At 44.5% G+C, this 16313-nt stretch carries 19 protein-coding genes and 1 riboswitch; of the genes, 13 read left to right on the top strand and 6 right to left on the bottom strand.

The window, feature by feature from the left end:
* The first annotated feature begins 155 nt into the window (after positions 1–155).
* From ACNAZ4_RS15105 to ACNAZ4_RS15090, 4 genes are all read left to right on the top strand, one after another.
* Entirely contained in the window at positions 156–992 is an 837-nt protein-coding gene (locus ACNAZ4_RS15105; RefSeq protein WP_415815592.1) for an EcsC family protein, read from the top strand.
* Between the two features lie 3 nt (positions 993–995).
* Entirely contained in the window at positions 996–1508 is a 513-nt protein-coding gene (locus ACNAZ4_RS15100) for a MogA/MoaB family molybdenum cofactor biosynthesis protein (protein WP_415815590.1), read from the top strand.
* Positions 1509–2104: 596 nt separating this feature from the next.
* Complete coding sequence (locus tag ACNAZ4_RS15095; RefSeq protein ID WP_415815588.1) at positions 2105–2614, top strand: GNAT family N-acetyltransferase; 510 nt, start codon at positions 2105–2107, stop codon at positions 2612–2614.
* Positions 2611–2778 carry a hypothetical protein gene (locus ACNAZ4_RS15090; RefSeq protein WP_415815586.1) on the top strand — a complete coding sequence of 56 codons (168 nt, stop codon included), beginning with the start codon at positions 2611–2613 and terminating at the stop codon, positions 2776–2778. The genes ACNAZ4_RS15095 and ACNAZ4_RS15090 overlap by 4 nt, the downstream gene beginning before the upstream one ends.
* Before the next feature lie 38 nt (positions 2779–2816).
* Here ACNAZ4_RS15090 and ACNAZ4_RS15085 read toward each other — a convergent pair whose 3' ends face one another.
* Positions 2817–3134 (bottom strand): hypothetical protein, encoded by a 318-nt coding sequence (locus tag ACNAZ4_RS15085; RefSeq protein ID WP_415815584.1) that lies wholly within the window; start codon positions 3132–3134, stop codon positions 2817–2819.
* A 197-nt stretch (positions 3135–3331) separates the two neighbouring features.
* On the opposite strand from ACNAZ4_RS15085, the gene ACNAZ4_RS15080 reads away from it, so the two are divergent.
* A complete protein-coding gene (locus tag ACNAZ4_RS15080; RefSeq protein WP_415815582.1) occupies positions 3332–4537 on the top strand; it encodes an argininosuccinate synthase in 1206 nt (401 codons plus the stop codon).
* Complete coding sequence (argH, locus tag ACNAZ4_RS15075) at positions 4534–5904, top strand: argininosuccinate lyase (protein WP_415815580.1); 1371 nt, start codon at positions 4534–4536, stop codon at positions 5902–5904. The genes ACNAZ4_RS15080 and argH overlap by 4 nt, the downstream gene beginning before the upstream one ends.
* Positions 5905–5953: 49 nt before the next feature.
* Here the strand turns inward: argH and ACNAZ4_RS15070 are convergent, their stop codons facing one another.
* Positions 5954–6403, bottom strand: coding sequence for a universal stress protein (locus ACNAZ4_RS15070; RefSeq protein WP_415815578.1), 450 nt, complete (start codon positions 6401–6403; stop codon positions 5954–5956).
* Positions 6404–6508: 105 nt separating this feature from the next.
* Between ACNAZ4_RS15070 and ACNAZ4_RS15065 the strand changes: the two genes are divergently transcribed.
* The 3 genes from ACNAZ4_RS15065 (at position 6509) to ACNAZ4_RS15055 (ending at position 9211) form a co-directional block, all read left to right on the top strand.
* Positions 6509–6664, top strand: a complete 156-nt coding sequence (locus ACNAZ4_RS15065; RefSeq protein ID WP_415815576.1) for a hypothetical protein — start codon at positions 6509–6511, stop codon at positions 6662–6664.
* A 336-nt stretch (positions 6665–7000) separates the two neighbouring features.
* A complete protein-coding gene (gene ald / locus ACNAZ4_RS15060; protein WP_415815574.1) occupies positions 7001–8122 on the top strand; it encodes an alanine dehydrogenase in 1122 nt (373 codons plus the stop codon).
* A 159-nt stretch (positions 8123–8281) separates the two neighbouring features.
* The gene (locus ACNAZ4_RS15055; protein ID WP_415815572.1) at positions 8282–9211 is read left to right on the top strand and encodes a manganese-dependent inorganic pyrophosphatase; all 930 of its coding nucleotides are present in this window, start codon (positions 8282–8284) and stop codon (positions 9209–9211) included.
* 67 nt (positions 9212–9278) lie between these two features.
* On the opposite strand, the gene ACNAZ4_RS15050 is transcribed toward ACNAZ4_RS15055, so the two are convergent.
* The 3 genes from ACNAZ4_RS15050 to deoC form a co-directional block, all read right to left on the bottom strand.
* Complete coding sequence (locus ACNAZ4_RS15050; protein ID WP_415815570.1) at positions 9279–9893, bottom strand: AmiS/UreI family transporter; 615 nt, start codon at positions 9891–9893, stop codon at positions 9279–9281.
* A 137-nt stretch (positions 9894–10030) separates the two neighbouring features.
* Positions 10031–10453 (bottom strand): cytidine deaminase, encoded by a 423-nt coding sequence (locus ACNAZ4_RS15045; protein ID WP_415815568.1) that lies wholly within the window; start codon positions 10451–10453, stop codon positions 10031–10033.
* 36 nt (positions 10454–10489) lie between these two features.
* Positions 10490–11164, bottom strand: a complete 675-nt coding sequence (gene deoC, locus ACNAZ4_RS15040; protein ID WP_415815566.1) for a deoxyribose-phosphate aldolase — start codon at positions 11162–11164, stop codon at positions 10490–10492.
* 457 nt (positions 11165–11621) lie between these two features.
* A riboswitch (PreQ1 riboswitch) is annotated at positions 11622–11668 on the top strand.
* Positions 11669–11761: 93 nt separating this feature from the next.
* Between deoC and queF the strand changes: the two genes are divergently transcribed.
* On the top strand, positions 11762–12259 hold the full coding sequence (gene queF, locus ACNAZ4_RS15035; protein ID WP_415815564.1) for a preQ(1) synthase: 498 nt from the start codon (positions 11762–11764) through the stop codon (positions 12257–12259).
* Positions 12260–12506: 247 nt separating this feature from the next.
* Here the strand turns inward: queF and ACNAZ4_RS15030 are convergent, their stop codons facing one another.
* Entirely contained in the window at positions 12507–13604 is a 1098-nt protein-coding gene (locus tag ACNAZ4_RS15030; protein ID WP_415815562.1) for a M24 family metallopeptidase, read from the bottom strand.
* Positions 13605–13812: 208 nt separating this feature from the next.
* Between ACNAZ4_RS15030 and ACNAZ4_RS15025 the strand changes: the two genes are divergently transcribed.
* The 3 genes from ACNAZ4_RS15025 to ACNAZ4_RS15015 all read left to right on the top strand — a co-directional run bounded on the left by ACNAZ4_RS15025 (position 13813) and on the right by ACNAZ4_RS15015 (position 16313).
* Positions 13813–14493 carry a metal-dependent hydrolase gene (locus ACNAZ4_RS15025; protein WP_415815560.1) on the top strand — a complete coding sequence of 227 codons (681 nt, stop codon included), beginning with the start codon at positions 13813–13815 and terminating at the stop codon, positions 14491–14493.
* Positions 14494–14595: 102 nt separating this feature from the next.
* On the top strand, positions 14596–14844 hold the full coding sequence (locus tag ACNAZ4_RS15020; protein ID WP_415815558.1) for a hypothetical protein: 249 nt from the start codon (positions 14596–14598) through the stop codon (positions 14842–14844).
* Between the two features lie 149 nt (positions 14845–14993).
* Positions 14994–16313, top strand: coding sequence for a DRTGG domain-containing protein (locus tag ACNAZ4_RS15015; protein ID WP_415815557.1), 1320 nt, complete (start codon positions 14994–14996; stop codon positions 16311–16313).

Here is a 16313-nt window from a genome sequence, read left to right as displayed (position 1 = left end):
TTATGGTCCGGAATAATTATCAGCCGGACCTGAGTGCTCACGCCTTTTTTATCGGGCTGAATAATTATCGGCCGGACCTGGCAGGGCTGACCGGGGCACTTTCATTTTTGTTGTGCTATACTGGAAGAAAATTCACACTTGCTGGAGGGTTTTCAATGCCTTTGACTCAACGGGAACTAAAGGTGCTGGATGAATTGAATGCTTGGGAGAACAAGCTGTATGACTATGAGCCGAATGATTTTGAACTGGCGTACGACCGGTATCTTGAACGCTCTTTTACTTCATTGCCTGTCGAGGTTCAGGAGCGCTTTTTCACTCTGTTCGACAGCTGGCTTTTCCACCTTCATTCTTTGATCCAGGGCTCGCAATTGCAAATGGATGCCAAGGAACGGATTCTTTCTGCAGGACGGGTGTTCAATCCGGACCTCGATACCATCAAGGATTTACGAGAGCTGCCTATTGAGCAGCTGGAGTTCATTGCCAAGCAGCAAATTGCCCGCCATAGACTGTACTCCTTTGTACAGGGAGGAATGTCAGGCAGCGGCGGAAACCTTGTGCTGGGAGTCGATATGCCAGCGATGGCGGTCATCAACCTGCGGATTGTCCAGCTGGTGGCGATGACATACGGGTTCGAGGTGAACACGCCGTTTGAGATGATGGTCGCCCTGAAGGTCTTCCATACTGCCACGATGCCTTCAAGGATGCAAAGTGCCGGCTGGGAAGAGTTGAAAAATGACCTTGACCAGGCTGAAGACTTCTATTTTTACGAAGGAAATGATGATCTTACAGACGTAACATGGCTTGAACAGCCGATCAAACAGATTTTTAAGGGAATGGCGATTCTAATGTTCCGCAAAAAGCATGTTCAGGGGATGCCGATCATCTCGATGGCAATCGGTGCAGGTGCAAACTATCAATTGACAAGGAGAGTCACCGATTTTGCCCATAAGTTCTATCAAATGAGATACTTCAAGGAAAAAGGGGCATTGTAGGAAATGAGCATACAAGAACATAAGCAGGCTGCGCCAAGCCAGGTGCGCTGCAAAGTCATAACAGTAAGCGATACAAGGACACCCGAAACAGATAAAAGCGGGAAATTGATGATGGAGTTCCTTGAATCAGCTGGCCACAAAATCGTCGATTATGTGATTGTCAAAGATGAAGCAGAACCGATCAAGTCAGAAGTCCTCAGTGGTTCTGCCAATCCAGAGGTGGATGTCATCCTGACAAACGGCGGTACAGGAATCGCCAAACGGGACGTCACGATCGAAACAGTCCAGAGCATCTTTGAAAAAGAAATCCCGGGATTCGGCGAGATTTTCCGGATGCTGAGCTATCAGGAGGATATAGGCTCAGCGGCATTGCTGTCACGCGCCGCAGCAGGAGTCGTCAATGATGTAGCAGTCTTCTCCACACCAGGCTCAACAGGAGCAGTCCGCTTGGCCATGGAAAAACTGATCATCCCAGAAATCGGACATGTGGTGAGAGAATTGAAGAAGGATTTATAATTACTAAACGGATGGAATCTTAATGGATTTCATCTTTTTTTGTGGTGAAAAGGGAATTGGTAAAAAAATGTAGAATTAAGTAGAGGAGTTTCCAGAGAAAAGGAAGTAGAAGTGTTGATATAAGGAGACTTATCCTGACAGTGGTGGGCCACCAGCTGATAGGTAGAGAGAAATACGAGGACGCTGTAAAAAAGCCCTGGATTATGACAGGTATGAAGTAATCTGAGTAAAAGCTGTCAAAATAACCGCTAAATAAAGACAGGTTTGAAGCGTACGGAGTAAAAGCTGTCAAAAAAACCCTGGATTCAGACAGGTTTAAGGCACGAGGCAGAAAAACTGTCAAAAAAAGCCCTGAATTCTGACAGGTTTGAGGCTATTCAGAGGAAAAGCTGTCAAAAAAAGCCCTGAATTCTGACANGTTTGAAGCNNTCAGNATAAAAGCTGTCAAAAAAGGCTCTGAATTCTGACAGGTTTGAAGCAGTCAGTATAAAAGCTGTCAAAAAAGGCTCTGAATTAAGACAGGTTTAAGTATTTAAATGAAAAGCTGTCAAAAAAGCTCTGAAATAGGTTTGAAGGGAACAAGGGGGAAAATGGAAATGTTTAAGTTAATAGAAATAAATAAAGATGAAGAGTTATTAAACCAAGTAGCGGTTTTATATCAACAAGTATGGGCTCAAGAAGACCTTTCGATCAAGGAACGAGTTCTGAGGCATGCAGGTTATGCTGGCTACAGAGGTTTTGTGGCAATTTCCAGTCAAGGGGAAGTGGCTGGGTATGCATATGGCTATTCTTCTCTGCCGGGCCAGTATTATCATGGATTGCTTTCAGAAGCGATACATCCAGAAGAGTATCAAACCTGGCTGACAGATTGTTTTGAATTCGTCGAATTGGGTGTGCTTCCGGCATTCAGGAATCAAGGGCTGGCAAAAGAGCTGGTAAATCGCTTGCTGGATGGAGCAGGTCATGAAACAGCAGTATTAACAACACAACTTGATAACAATTCTGCTAGGAGGTTATATGAAACTCTGGGATGGGGCGTCATAAAACAGTCCTTTTACCCTTCTGAAAATGCACAACCCTATGTCATTATGGGAAAGCAATTGTGATAAAACTAATCATTGCTTTGATTTTTGCTGTAATCGGAAGTATTCTGATTGGTTCCTCTGTCAATGAACTCGGCCAGGTGGGAAATGGACTGATTAAGGTGCTGGGTGCGATTTTTCTCATTAGCGCGATCAATATAGGCAGGAAACAGAGATACAAAAAATAGCCTGGAGCTCCCAGGCTATTTTTATGCAATTGAACATGTTATCCGTGCATCTTCTCTGATGTAATATCCTGATGTGTTCGGTACCAGAGCCAGAGGTCGTTGATGATGGATGCGAGCTCGGCAATTTCGCTGTTCAATTCACAGGATGTCACAAAGTTGCTTTCATTGGAGAGCTGTGCTTGTTTATGGTTGATGGTTTTTTCGAGCTCGGCAATCCGGTCTGGAATGCTTCCGCGTATTTTTTCCCAGTGAAGCAGGATGGCGTGCTGTGTATCAAGGTCATATTCTTCCCAGGTCTTCTTAAAATCAGGCAGGGGTATGCCCAGTCGGCTGTTAAAAAGAAAATATTGATCCATTCGTGAAGCCCCCATTCCGGTAAACATGCTTACATTCTACTATACTTTTATTTCCTCATCTACATTAGCCAATCAGAAGTTTTTTGGAAAATTAAAATTAAGCCTTGAAAAGTTCTATAAAACCTGTTAATTTTATAAACATGAATAAAAATTTATATTAATGTATAAATATCCGAAATGGAAAAGGAGCTTTTAAAATGACTGATAATAAAGTAGTGCTTGCCTATTCTGGCGGGCTTGATACATCTGTAGCGATTAAATGGCTGAAGGATCAAGGATACGCTGTAGTAGCGTGCTGCCTTGATGTCGGTGAAGGAAAGGACCTTGATTTTATTAAAGAAAAAGCTTTGAAGGTTGGCGCTGTACAATCATATGTATTGGATGTAAAAGAAGAATTCGCAACTGAATATGCACTTTTTGCCCTCCAGGCTCATGCATTATACGAGGGGAAATATCCGCTTGTATCAGCACTTTCTCGCCCGCTTATTTCTAAGAAACTAGTAGAAATTGCAGAAATGGAAGGTGCTGTTGCAGTGGCACATGGCTGCACGGGAAAAGGAAATGACCAGGTTCGATTCGAAGTATCGATCAAAGCTTTGAACCCAGAATTGAAGGTCATTGCTCCTGTTCGTGAGTGGAAATGGTCACGTGAAGAAGAAATTGCTTATGCAGCCAACAACGGTATTCCGATTCCAATCAATCTGGACAGTCCATTCTCGATCGACCAGAATTTATGGGGACGCAGCAATGAGTGCGGGATTCTGGAAGATCCTTGGCAGGCACCTCCAGTCGAGGCGTATGAATTGACTGCCGAGCTGGAAGATACACCTGATACTCCTGATGTCATCGAAATTGAGTTTGTTGAAGGGGTGCCGACCGCAATTGATGGGAAAACATATCCTCTTTCAGAATTGATCCTTGAATTAAATGCCATTGCAGGCAAGCATGGTGTCGGAAGGATTGACCATGTGGAAAACCGCCTTGTCGGCATCAAGTCGCGTGAGGTGTATGAAGCACCTGCTGCGATGACCTTGATTAAGGCGCATAAAGAACTGGAAGATATCACACTTGTAAAAGAAGTTGCCCATTTCAAACCAGTGATCGAGAAAAAGATGACGGAACTGATTTATGAAGGCTTATGGTTCTCGCCGCTCCAGGAAGCCCTGGCTGCGTTCCTGAAGTCGACCCAGAAGCATGTCACTGGCACGGTCCGCGTCAAGTTATTCAAAGGCCATGCCATTGTCGAGGGCCGAAAATCACCATATTCTCTATACAATGAGAAACTGGCGACATACACTGCTGATGACGAATTTGACCACAATGCTGCTGTTGGTTTCATCAACCTGTGGGGACTGCCGACCGTTGTCCACAGCATGGTCCAGGGCAAGAAGGTGACAGTGTGAAAAAACTTTGGGGAGGAAGATTCACCGGATCTGCAGAAGAATGGGTAGACGAATTCGGTGCATCGATCGGCTTTGACCAGGAATTGGCGAAGCAGGATATCGAGGGCAGTGTCGCCCACGCTACAATGCTTGCTACCTGTGGCATCATCACAGAAGCGGAAGCGAACGAGATCATTCAAGGTTTGAAAAAACTTGAGCAGCAAGCAGAGCAGGGTGAACTGGATTATTCGGCCAAACTGGAAGATATCCATTTGAACCTTGAGCATCATCTGACAGAATTGATTGGTCCGACTGGCGGGAAGCTCCATACCGCAAGAAGCAGGAATGACCAGGTTGCAACAGACATGCATTTGTACCTGAAAGAGCAGGTGTCTGAAATCATTGAGCTGATCACTGATTTCCAAACAGCACTCGTCGACCAGGCTGAGCAGAATATTGAGACACTGATGCCGGGCTATACCCACCTGCAAAGAGCGCAGCCCATCTCATTTGCGCACCATCTCATGGCGTATTTCTGGATGCTGGACAGGGACAAACAGCGTTTCATCGACAGCCTGAAAAGGATCAATCTTTCGCCTTTGGGCGCCGGAGCACTCGCTGGGACGACTTTTCCGATCGACCGCCATATGACAGCTGAATTGCTTGGGTTTGCCGGTATTTATGAAAACAGTCTTGATGCTGTCAGTGATCGTGATTTCATTCTGGAGTTCCTGTCAGACAGTTCGATCTTGATGATGCACCTTTCAAGACTATGTGAGGAAATCATTCTCTGGACCAGCCAGGAATTCCAATTCATCGAGCTATCCGATGCTTTCACGACTGGAAGCAGCATCATGCCGCAGAAAAAAAATCCTGATATGGCCGAATTAATCCGGGGAAAAACTGGCCGTGTGTATGGCAGCCTGATGGGTCTGCTTACCGTATTGAAAGGCTTGCCTTTAGCGTATAACAAGGATATGCAGGAAGATAAAGAGGGTATGTTCGATACAGTCAAGACAGTCAGAGGCTCCCTGAAAATCTTCGCTGGGATGATCCGTACCATGAAGGTCAAGAAAGAGATAATGGAAGGCTCCGTCAAAAATGACTTTTCCAATGCAACGGAGCTGGCAGATTATCTCGCGTCCAAAGGAGTTCCTTTCCGCGAAGCACATGAAATCGTCGGGAAGCTAGTGCTCACCTGCATCGAAAAAGGCTGCTACCTTGCAGATTTGCCGCTTGATGCATATAAAGGGATGAACATGTTGTTCGAAGAAGACATTTATGATGCCTTGAATACGTACAATGCCGTGGAAAGAAGGAAGAGTGCTGGGGGCACTGGTTTTTCACAGGTACAGGTGCAGATCGAAAAAGCGAAAACCTTATTATAAATGTTAAAAAGCACGCAGCCCAGGCTGCGTGCTTTATTCATGTTGGTGATTAATCATTTTTGTCTGTTCGGACAACCAGGACATCACAGGTTGCATAGCGGGTAATATGCTCAGATACACTTCCGATAAAGAAGCGTTCCACTGCGTTCATTCCTGTTGCTCCGCAAATGATCAGGTCGGCGTTGTATTTTTTCGCAACATCCTTCGCAATCTTGACCTTCGGTGAACCATAATCGATTTCGTAGCTTACATCTGCGACACCAGCATCAATTGCCTGTTGTTTATAGCTTTCCATCAGCTCTGTGGCAAACTGGTTCGCACGTTCAGAGATTGTGCGGTCGTAAGCCTCCACAGTTGCAAAAGTGCGCAAATCGATGATATGGGTCATGACCAGTCTGGCATCGTTCCTTTTTGCGATCTCAATGGCTTTCTTGAAAGCCCATGCTGCTTCTTTAGAACCATCAACGGCAACTAAAATGCTCTTGTAATATAGCGCCATAGTTCTCGCCTCCTTTACCTATATTATACAACAGTTTATTTGGTATAGCTGTGACAATCCAACGAAAACTATAAATGCAAGCATCATATCAAAGGAGGAACCATTATGGATAAAAAGGAGAGACAAGGCCGGTCATCCTATGATTACGATGACCAGGGAATCATGCAGGTCAGTCAGCAGATCATGGATTCATACAACAGCGGAATCGTCCCGCAGGAACAAATGAAAGCAGCCGCTGAAGCGAATGAGGAATTGAGTTAAAAAAGGGATTTTCACAGCTTTTAGAAGATTATCAGCTTCGATGTTCCGGAAAATGATAGTGAAAAGTGGTAAAGGCTTGCTAGCATATGGTTCTTAGCAAGCCTCTTACTATGGCTCCGTTATCGCCGAACTTGACAGATCCGTAAAATTTTTCAATATACAGAATAGTATATTTTAGGGGAAATCGTACGAATTGTTTTGCCAAAAGCTGTTTTTTCTACTAAAATGAAAGTGTTTTCAATCTCGTTTCTTTTTACTGTTTCCCACTTTGAAAAATAGTTAGAAGAAGCAGGGTGAAATGGAAGAGCCATCATAATACATAGGAGGTATGCAAGAATGCGTATCGGTGTACCTAAAGAGATAAAGAATAATGAAAACCGTGTGGCCATGACGCCTGCGGGAGTAGTCAACCTTGTGAATTACGGGCATGAGGTTTATATCGAAACGGGTGCCGGAATCGGCTCCAGTTTTACTGATGAGGATTACAAAGCTGCCGGTGCTTTGATCGTTGAAAGCGCACAAGAAGCATGGGCACAGGATATGGTCATGAAGGTTAAAGAACCACTTCATGAAGAATACGGTTATTTCCGTGAAGGTTTAATCCTGTTCACATACTTACACCTTGCTCCAGAACCTGAGCTGACAAAGGCATTGATCGAGAACAAGGTTGTCGGGATCGCCTACGAAACAGTCCAGCTTCCAAATGGCTCACTTCCATTGCTGACGCCTATGAGTGAAGTGGCTGGTCGTATGTCTACCCAAATCGGCGCGCAGTTCCTTGAAAAGGTGCACGGTGGAAAAGGAATCCTGCTTGGCGGAGTCCCTGGTGTACAAAGAGGAAAAGTAACAATCATCGGTGGCGGTGTAGCAGGAACAAATGCGGCTAAAATGGCTGTTGGCCTCGGCGCTCAGGTTACAATGATCGACCTGAATCCTGACCGTCTTCGTCAACTGGACGATATTTTTGGATCAGATATTACGACGCTGATGTCCAATCCTTTGAATATCGCTGAAGCAGTAAAAGCATCTGACCTTGTGATCGGCGCTGTATTGATTCCGGGTGCGAAGGCTCCTAAGCTTGTGACTGAAGAAATGATCCAGGCTATGAACCCAGGCTCAGTCGTTGTCGATATCGCAATCGACCAGGGCGGAATTTTCGAAACAACTGACAGAATCACGACTCACGATAACCCAACTTATGAAAAGCATGGGGTTGTGCACTACGCAGTTGCCAATATGCCGGGTGCAGTTCCACGTACAAGCACAATCGCGCTGACAAACGTAACAGTGCCTTATGCTGTGCAGATTGCGAACAAAGGGTACAAGCAGGCTTGCCTGGACAATGAAGCTTTGCTGAAGGGGATCAACACGCTTAATGGCTACGTAACTTACCAGGCTGTTGCTGAAGCGCATAACCTTGTATACTCTGAAACAAAAACATTATTGGAGCAAATCTAAATGAAACCAGATCCGGGACTGACATTCCGGATCTTTTTATATGATCATATTTGGGACAAAGCTGTTTAAAATCTTTCCATTTTAGCGTATATTATTTATTGGATATACGGGTTCTCTAGAAGAATGTCCGTGATAAATTGTAACCTGAGGAGTGTCATGATGGAAAAAGTACTTGTTTTTGGCCATAAAAATCCTGATACAGATACAATCTGCTCTGCGATCGCATATGCAAACTTAAAGCAAAAGCTTGGTTTCGATGCTGAAGCAGTCCGCCTGGGCCAGGTGAATGGGGAAACTCAATATGCATTAGATTACTTCAAGGCTGAAGCACCTCGCCTTGCTGGCAGAGTTTCTGAAGAAGTGGACAAGGTCATCCTTGTCGACCATAACGAACGTCAGCAAAGTGCGGAAGATATTGCTGATGTACAGATCATGGAAGTTATTGACCACCACCGTGTGGCCAATTTCGAAACAAGCGATCCACTTTATTTCCGTGTTGAGCCTGTTGGCTGCACAGCGACGATCCTGAACAAGATGTACAAGGAAAACAATATTGAAATCGACAAGGACATTGCCGGATTGATGCTGTCTGCGATAATTTCTGATTCCTTGCTGTTCAAATCACCAACCTGCACAGACCAGGACGTGGCAGCTGCACGTGAACTGGCTGAAATTGCTGGGGTCGATGCAGATGAATACGGCCTCGAAATGCTGAAGGCGGGCGCTGACCTTAGCAGCAAAACGATCGAAGAGCTCATTTCCCTTGATGCAAAAGAATTCCAAATGGGTGAGTCCAAGGTTGAAATCGCCCAGGTGAACACAGTGGACGTCAACGATGTTCTCGCACGCAAGGTTGAGCTTGAAGATGCATTGAACAAGAAAGTGACTGAGAAGGAGCTTGGTTTATTCTTGCTGGTCATCACGGATATTTTAACGAATGATTCTGCAGCACTTGCTATTGGTGAAAAAGCTTCAGCAGTCGAAGAAGCTTTCAATGTTACACTTGCTGACAACACAGCGACACTCAAAGGCGTCGTTTCCCGCAAAAAACAAGTCGTTCCAGTACTGACAAACGTACTGGCTAAATAATTGCCATCAAAAGAAAACCGTCCTTGCCAATTCGGCAGGACGGTTTTTGCTTTTTTTGGGTTCAATATTAAGCGAATCTCTCGTATCTTGCAGATTCTTTCTTCAGCTTGATGGTGATATAGGCAAAATAGACAAAAGCAGCAATCGAGAAGTACACCCATGCCTGCGCTACCTGATCGGTCTTCCATAGGCCAGTCATCGACAGCAATGCCGGAAAGGTCAGTGTCAGCCATGATTGGACCATCGCTACCTTGCCGATATAAACATCGATTTTCTTGTTCATACTCATCGACAGGAAGAACAGGAACCAGAGATAGGCCCACATCAGCCATGTAAGGGTATTGACGATGTCCTCGAAATGGATGTAGGCAACGAATGCATAAATAAGGGCTATGACAGCCACCCAAAGAGAGTACCACCCAAGTCCGCTGCCATCAAGGTCCTTCAATAAAGTCATGCCTACATATAAATAAGTGAAGCCGAACAGAAAGATGCTGGCAAGGCTGTAAATCGTCCAGTTGCTTTGGTCAGATGCGATGATTAAATAGAATGGGACGATGACCTGCATGGCCCCGATGAATAAATTGAATACTGCTACACTTTTGGCATTCGCTTTTCCCAGCAGCATAAGGCTGTTCAGGAAAAGTGCAGCACCTGATAATAATAAACCTGCGTCTCCCATGATGTATGCCGCCCTGATGGCAATGGACGGCTCTTTCCTCCTTTTTCAAGCAACGTTTAGATTGAATAAGAAAGAGCAATTCCAATATCCAATTTCCAGGATGAATGGAATTGCCCTTTCTGTTAACTTGTCGCTATTTAAACCATTTTCTTTGACTGGTTGACCTTATCCATATCCTTGGATGTGAAATATCCCGGCAGGATTTCATCAATTGTCGTTTCCTTCACATCACCGTTCATGTTTGACAGGTAGATTTTAGTATCCTCAGTCGCAAATTCTGCAATAACCTGGCGGCAGGCACCGCAAGGAGAAACAGGACCTTCAGTATCAGCGACGACTGCAATCGCCTTGATTTCAGTGTCCCCTTCAGAAACGGCCTTGAAAATGGCGGTTCTTTCGGCACAGTTCGTCAGGCCGAAAGAGGCATTTTCAATATTGCAGCCAAGATAAACATTGTCATTGCTAGTGATGATTGCAGCGCCAACCTGAAACTTAGAATATGGAACGTATGCTGTGCTTCTTGCTTCTATAGCTTTTTCAACAAGCGTCTTTTTATCCATCGTCCATTCCCCATTCCCAAATGATATATTTATTGCTTAGTATGAAGAGTCAGAAGATAATCCGTTGACAATTGCTACACCAGAGCTTGCGCCAATTCTTGTTGCGCCGGCTTCGATCATGTTTTGTGCATCCTCAAGGCTTCTAACGCCGCCTGATGCCTTCACGCCGATTTCAGGGCCAACTGTCTTTCTCATCAATGCGATGTCTTCGACTGTTGCTCCGCCTGTTGAGAATCCAGTGGATGTCTTGACGAAATCCGCTCCTGCACTGACAGAAAGCTTGCAAGCCATTTCTTTTTCCTCATCAGTAAGAAGGCAAGTCTCGATGATGACCTTAGTCAATGCTTTGCCTTTTGCAGCGTCAACAACCGCTTTGATATCTTTTTCAACAAGGTCATACTGCTTGTCCTTCAAAGCGCCGATGTTGATGACCATGTCCACTTCAGTCGCACCATTTTCAATCGCATTTTTCGTTTCAAATGCCTTTGTTTCAGAAGTAGAAGCTCCGAGAGGGAATCCGATGACTGTGCAAACTTTAACACCTTCAGCATCCTTCAAAATTTCAGCAGACGTCTTTACCCATGTAGGGTTAACGCAGACAGAAGCAAATTTATATTCTTTTGCTTCCTCAGCCAATTTTACAATCTCCGCCTCGGTTGCATTCGCTTTAAGCAATGTGTGGTCAATCATTCCTGCTAGATCTTTAGTCATATCATTCATTCCCTTTCTATAAAAAAATATAATGAAACGCTTTCATAATGAAAAAATATATAGCACAAAGTTATTATATGTTACTTACATGAATAATATATCAGGTGGTTGAACAAATGTAAATAACCTTATGAACATATGTAAAAATAAAAACTGGGAATACACCTAATTGTCATAATTCCTTTTGTCTTTGTAAAAGGCTCTTTTCTCAATTTGTTGCATTTGGTTGCAAAATTGGATTGAATGACCTATGTTTCTTCACAAAATTAAAAATATTGATAAAAAAGAGCCTGCACACTTAATTCCGAACTGCAAAATGGCTACTTATTACGTTAAAATCGGCTTTAGGATTTTAACAACAATCTTTACGGAAACAAGAGCCTCGTAAAATTTTCTTTTGACTTTAACAGGACATTTCTTTATAGTGGCAATATAAATTGAATACAAATCCTGCATCGCGGGAGAGGTTCATAGCGGACACCCTCTATAAAAAACTATGGATTTGAATAATTTCAACCATATCCATGAGGATGTGGTTTTTTTAGCAGGGTTTTCGGCCTCGTTTAGCGTTTGCGGACATTAGTGGAGGCTTTAATCATGGCGGGAAGAAAAGATGAAGAAATGAAAGATTTGACGTTGCTTGGAAACCAGGGGACCAAATACTTATTCGAATATAGCCCTGAAATATTGGAAACCTTTGAAAACAAGCATCCATACAGGGATTATTTTGTGAAATTCAATACACCTGAATTTACGAGCCTGTGCCCGATCACAGGTCAGCCGGACTTTGCATCAATCTATATCAGCTATATTCCGGATGAGCTGATGGTCGAAAGCAAATCATTGAAACTGTATCTGTTCAGCTTCAGGAACCACGGTGATTTCCACGAGGATTGCATGAATATCATCATGAATGATCTGATCAAGCTGATGAACCCAAGATATATCGAAGTCTGGGGCAAGTTCACGCCAAGAGGCGGAATTTCGATCGATCCGTACACAAACTACGGTAAGCCAGGAACAAAATACGAGGAAATGGCAAACTACCGGATGATGAATCACGATATGTACCCGGAAAAAGTCGATAATCGTTAAATTAGGAAAGAGCAGCTTCTGCAGCTGCTCTTTTTAATTGAAAAAAAACACCGATATTTTCCAATTCGCTATAAAAAGTAAAAAGTCGCTATATAAAAAAGAAAGTCGCTATAAAAAAGAAAAAGTCGCTATAAAAATCGGATTTCCGCTATAAAAAGTAAAAACTCGCTATAATAATGACAATTCCGTTATCATTACCCAAAACAAACCGCCTGGACTCGGGATCGCAGGCGGTTTTGGCTCTTTTTTACGATACAAATACTAATTCTTTAGGGTATTTCGTTAAAATCTCGATTCCATCCTCGGTAATGACCACATCATCTTCAATTCTTACACCCGCGACGCCTGGTACGTAAATACCGGGTTCGGCAGTGAACACCATTCCTTTTTCCATTTTTAATGGGTTCGTGCTTGTCAATGATGGATATTCGTGGACGCTGACTCCGAGTCCGTGCCCGAGGCGGTGAGGGAAGTTGTCGCCGTATCCCGCTTCTTCAATCACTTTGCGTGCAGCAAGGTCAACCTCTGAACAGGCTACTCCGGCACGAGCTGTATCTAAAGCTTTCAGCTGTGCTTTCAACACTGTGTTGTAGATTTCTTCCTGCTTCTGAGTGATCTCACCGTAAGCAACAGTCCTCGTGATGTCTGAGCAGTAGCCATCCATCACGACGCCAAGGTCGAACAAGACGAGGTCGCCTTTCTTGATCTTTGTCAGTCCTGGTGTGCCATGTGGTGCCGCTGCATTTTTACCAGTAAGGACCATTGTTGAAAACGACATTTCAGTGACGCCTTTTTTCTTCAATTCATACTCGATCGCAGCAAGGACATCCAGCTCGGTTTTGCCTTCCTTGATCTCGCTGACTCCTGTCTCGATTGCAAAATCAGCCAGTTCACAAGCTTTTCTGAGCTTTTGCAATTCTTCTTCAGTCTTCACCATCCGCATCAGGCGGAGTTTTTCCTCTGCTGAAACAAATTCAGCATTGCCTAAAAGCCCGGTCAGTTTTTCATAACGCTCGACATTCAGTTGTTCCTTCTCGATTGCCGTCTTCTTAATTGACGGAACACGCTTCTTCATCGCATTATAGGCAAGTTCCATTGAATCATCTGTGTCGCTGTAGCCGATGATTTCAAGTTCCCATCCGGCATTTTTGGCATTTTCCTTATCCATCGCCGGGCAGATCATGAATGGCTCGGCATCCGGGAACACGGCAACCGCCAGCAATCTTTCGTGTGGGTCGCTTAAAAATCCGCTCAAATAAAATACATTGTCAGGGGATGTAACAAAAGTGACATCGATACCGTTGTCCTTCATCCATCCTGATAACGCAGCCAATCTTTCAGTCATAGATATTCCTCCTCTATGTGTACATCACACTATGAGAGTAGCAATTACCTGGTCAAAAGTAAAACTTTTAACAGCAGATGTTGTTGGGTATAAAGAAAAATGGAAGCAGGAGATCGCCAAAGGGTGTTGAAATAATTTAATGATACGGCTAATTTTGCACTGACTTATTTTTTTGCAAAAAAAGCCCTGAATGAAAGGAGCGATCATTATGAAAGTATCTTATCACGGCCATTCAGTTGTTAAGATTGAAACAAATGGGAAAACGATCTTGATTGATCCATTCATCACAGGAAATGACCTGACCGATCTGAAGGTGGAGGAGGTCAAGCCGGATGTCATCATCCTGACCCATGCACATGGAGACCACCTCGGGGATACAGTGGAACTCGCAAAAAAGCATGATGCCCTGGTAATCGCCAATTTCGAAGTCGCTACATATTTGAGCTGGAAGGGCTTGAACACACATGGCATGTCAATTGGCGGCGCTTATGAATTTGATTTTGGCAAAGTCAAGATGACACAGGCCTTCCATGGAACAGGCATGGTCACCGAAAACAATGAAATTATCTACGGAGGCATGCCAGCGGGAATCTTGTTCATGGCAGAAGGGAATACAGTGTTCCATGCAGGCGACACTGGTCTGTTTTCAGACATGAAGCTGATTGGAGAGAGGCATCCTATTGACCTGGCATTCCTGCCGATTGGCGACAATTTCACGATGGGACCGGAAGATGCGGCACTGGCAGCAGAATTCCTCGGTGCAAAGCAAGTTGTGCCGATCCATTTCAATACGTTCCCGCCTATCAAGCAGGATCCGCATGCATTTGTGAACATGCTGAAGAACAATCAAGGCCGTGTCCTTGAAGCGGGAGAAGTCATCGAATTGTAAAAACGCCGGCTGCACAAAATTTGTGCAGCTTTTTTATTTACCATGCTTTTTTCTGACCCTTAAGCATAGATATGAATTAAGACAACCTATAGGAGGGGAAGAATGAAGAAGAACCGCTATTTATTGTACCTGCTGTTATGCGGCGTCATGCTTTATATAGCATTGCCGGAGCTCAATCTCCAGGCTGGGGGAAAGGAAGCCCTGTTTGCAGGCTCATGGCTGTTTCTCGCCCTGCTGGTTTTCGCCGGGAATCTGGCGGCTTTTTTGTACACATCGAAAAAGCGGGCTGTGCCAGGAAGCGGAAAAATGGGGAGCAACCAGAAAAGAAAGTCACGCGTTTACACTGGCTGATTTTGATCAGCCAGTTTTTCTTTTTGCCATAAATCTCCTTTCTAAATGAGGGCCAAGCCTTAATACAATTGAATCAAACCCTTTAAAACCTTATAATGTAAATGGATAGAGCTACATTGAACGGAAAATTATGATAAAGGGTGAAAGTCTTGGCAACTAAGCATGAACAAATACTTCAATATATAGATGAATTGCCAATAGGTGAAAAAATATCGGTACGCCAAATCGCCAAGGCGCTTAACGTAAGCGAAGGAACTGCATACAGAGCCATAAAGGAAGCGGAAAATAAAGGGTATGTCAGCACGATTGAACGTGTCGGCACCATCAGGATTGAGCGGAAAAAGAAAGAAAATATCGAGAAGCTTACGTTCGCAGAAGTCGTCAACATCGTTGATGGACAGGTCCTTGGGGGACGCGGAGGGCTTCATAAAACATTGAATAAATTTGTCATCGGAGCGATGAAACTGGAGGCGATGATGCGCTATACAGGCGCGGGCAACCTGCTTATCGTCGGGAACCGCGATAAAGCGCACGAGCATGCGCTGAGAGCAGGAGCAGCCGTATTGGTGACTGGCGGTTTCGACGCTGAGGACCATGTCAAAAAGCTGGCCGATGAATTGCAGCTGCCGATCATTTCAAGCAGCTATGATACTTTCACAGTCGCGACGATGATCAACCGTGCAATTTATGATCAACTGATCAAAAAGGAAATCATCCTTGTCGAGGATATCCTGACACCGGTAGCTGAAACGATCTTCCTTAAGGCGAATGATACTGTGTCGGATTGGTACCGCCATAAGGATGAAACACTGCATAGCCGTTTCCCGGTCGTCGACCACAATATGAAAGTGATTGGGATGATCACTTCAAAGGATGTCATGGGCCATGAACAGGACACCCTGATTGAGAAAATCATGACGAAAAGCCCGATGTCCGTCAGCGGTTCGACAAGTGTTGCTTCGTCTGCCCACATGATGGTGTGGGAGGGTATCGAGGTACTGCCTGTTGTAGATGATGGCAACAAGCTCCAGGGAATCGTCAGCAGACAGGATGTTTTGAAGGCCCTTCAAATGGTTCAGCGCCAGCCTCAGGTCGGGGAAACGCTCGACGATACGGTGACGAACCAGCTTGTCCTTGCGAAAGGGAAAAACAGGGACGAGGATATTTTTCGCTGCCAGGTGACTCCGCAGATGACGAATCACATAGGGACCATTTCATACGGTGTTTTCACAACGATCGTGACGGAAGCAGCGAACCGTGTGCTCCGGGGATATAAAAAGGGTGATCTGGTAGTCGAGAACATGACGATCTATTTCATCAAGCCTGTACAAATTGACAGTGTCATAGACATTTATCCGAAAGTCCTCGAGGTAGGAAGGAAGTTTGGGAAGGTCGATATCGAAGCCTTCAATGATGGAATTCTTGTCGGCAAGGCGATGATGATGTGCCAGCTGATTGACAGACATTAA

This window comes from Mesobacillus thioparans, from assembly GCF_965138835.1.
In the GTDB taxonomy this organism is placed as follows: Bacteria; Bacillota; Bacilli; order Bacillales; family Cytobacillaceae; genus Mesobacillus; species Mesobacillus thioparans.
The sequence above is the reverse complement of the archived record's forward strand: the minus strand, read 5'-3'. Positions and strand labels throughout refer to the sequence as shown.

Bases quoted from the DNA above. Each gene is read 5' to 3' on its own strand.
- ACNAZ4_RS15070 (WP_415815578.1), bottom strand. From the start codon at position 6,403: ATGGCGCTATATTACAAGAGCATTTTAGTTGCCGTTGATGGTTCTAAA.
- queF (WP_415815564.1), top strand. From the start codon at position 11,762: ATGGCGGGAAGAAAAGATGAAGAAATGAAAGATTTGACGTTGCTTGGA.
- ald (WP_415815574.1), top strand. From the start codon at position 7,001: ATGCGTATCGGTGTACCTAAAGAGATAAAGAATAATGAAAACCGTGTG.
- ACNAZ4_RS15050 (WP_415815570.1), bottom strand. From the start codon at position 9,893: ATGGGAGACGCAGGTTTATTATTATCAGGTGCTGCACTTTTCCTGAAC.
- ACNAZ4_RS15025 (WP_415815560.1), top strand. From the start codon at position 13,813: ATGAAAGTATCTTATCACGGCCATTCAGTTGTTAAGATTGAAACAAAT.
- ACNAZ4_RS15095 (WP_415815588.1), top strand. From the start codon at position 2,105: ATGTTTAAGTTAATAGAAATAAATAAAGATGAAGAGTTATTAAACCAA.
- ACNAZ4_RS15030 (WP_415815562.1), bottom strand. From the start codon at position 13,604: ATGACTGAAAGATTGGCTGCGTTATCAGGATGGATGAAGGACAACGGT.
- ACNAZ4_RS15105 (WP_415815592.1), top strand. From the start codon at position 156: ATGCCTTTGACTCAACGGGAACTAAAGGTGCTGGATGAATTGAATGCT.
- ACNAZ4_RS15045 (WP_415815568.1), bottom strand. From the start codon at position 10,453: ATGGATAAAAAGACGCTTGTTGAAAAAGCTATAGAAGCAAGAAGCACA.
- deoC (WP_415815566.1), bottom strand. From the start codon at position 11,164: ATGACTAAAGATCTAGCAGGAATGATTGACCACACATTGCTTAAAGCG.
- ACNAZ4_RS15085 (WP_415815584.1), bottom strand. From the start codon at position 3,134: ATGGATCAATATTTTCTTTTTAACAGCCGACTGGGCATACCCCTGCCT.
- ACNAZ4_RS15055 (WP_415815572.1), top strand. From the start codon at position 8,282: ATGGAAAAAGTACTTGTTTTTGGCCATAAAAATCCTGATACAGATACA.
- ACNAZ4_RS15080 (WP_415815582.1), top strand. From the start codon at position 3,332: ATGACTGATAATAAAGTAGTGCTTGCCTATTCTGGCGGGCTTGATACA.
- ACNAZ4_RS15100 (WP_415815590.1), top strand. From the start codon at position 996: ATGAGCATACAAGAACATAAGCAGGCTGCGCCAAGCCAGGTGCGCTGC.
- ACNAZ4_RS15065 (WP_415815576.1), top strand. From the start codon at position 6,509: ATGGATAAAAAGGAGAGACAAGGCCGGTCATCCTATGATTACGATGAC.
- ACNAZ4_RS15020 (WP_415815558.1), top strand. From the start codon at position 14,596: ATGAAGAAGAACCGCTATTTATTGTACCTGCTGTTATGCGGCGTCATG.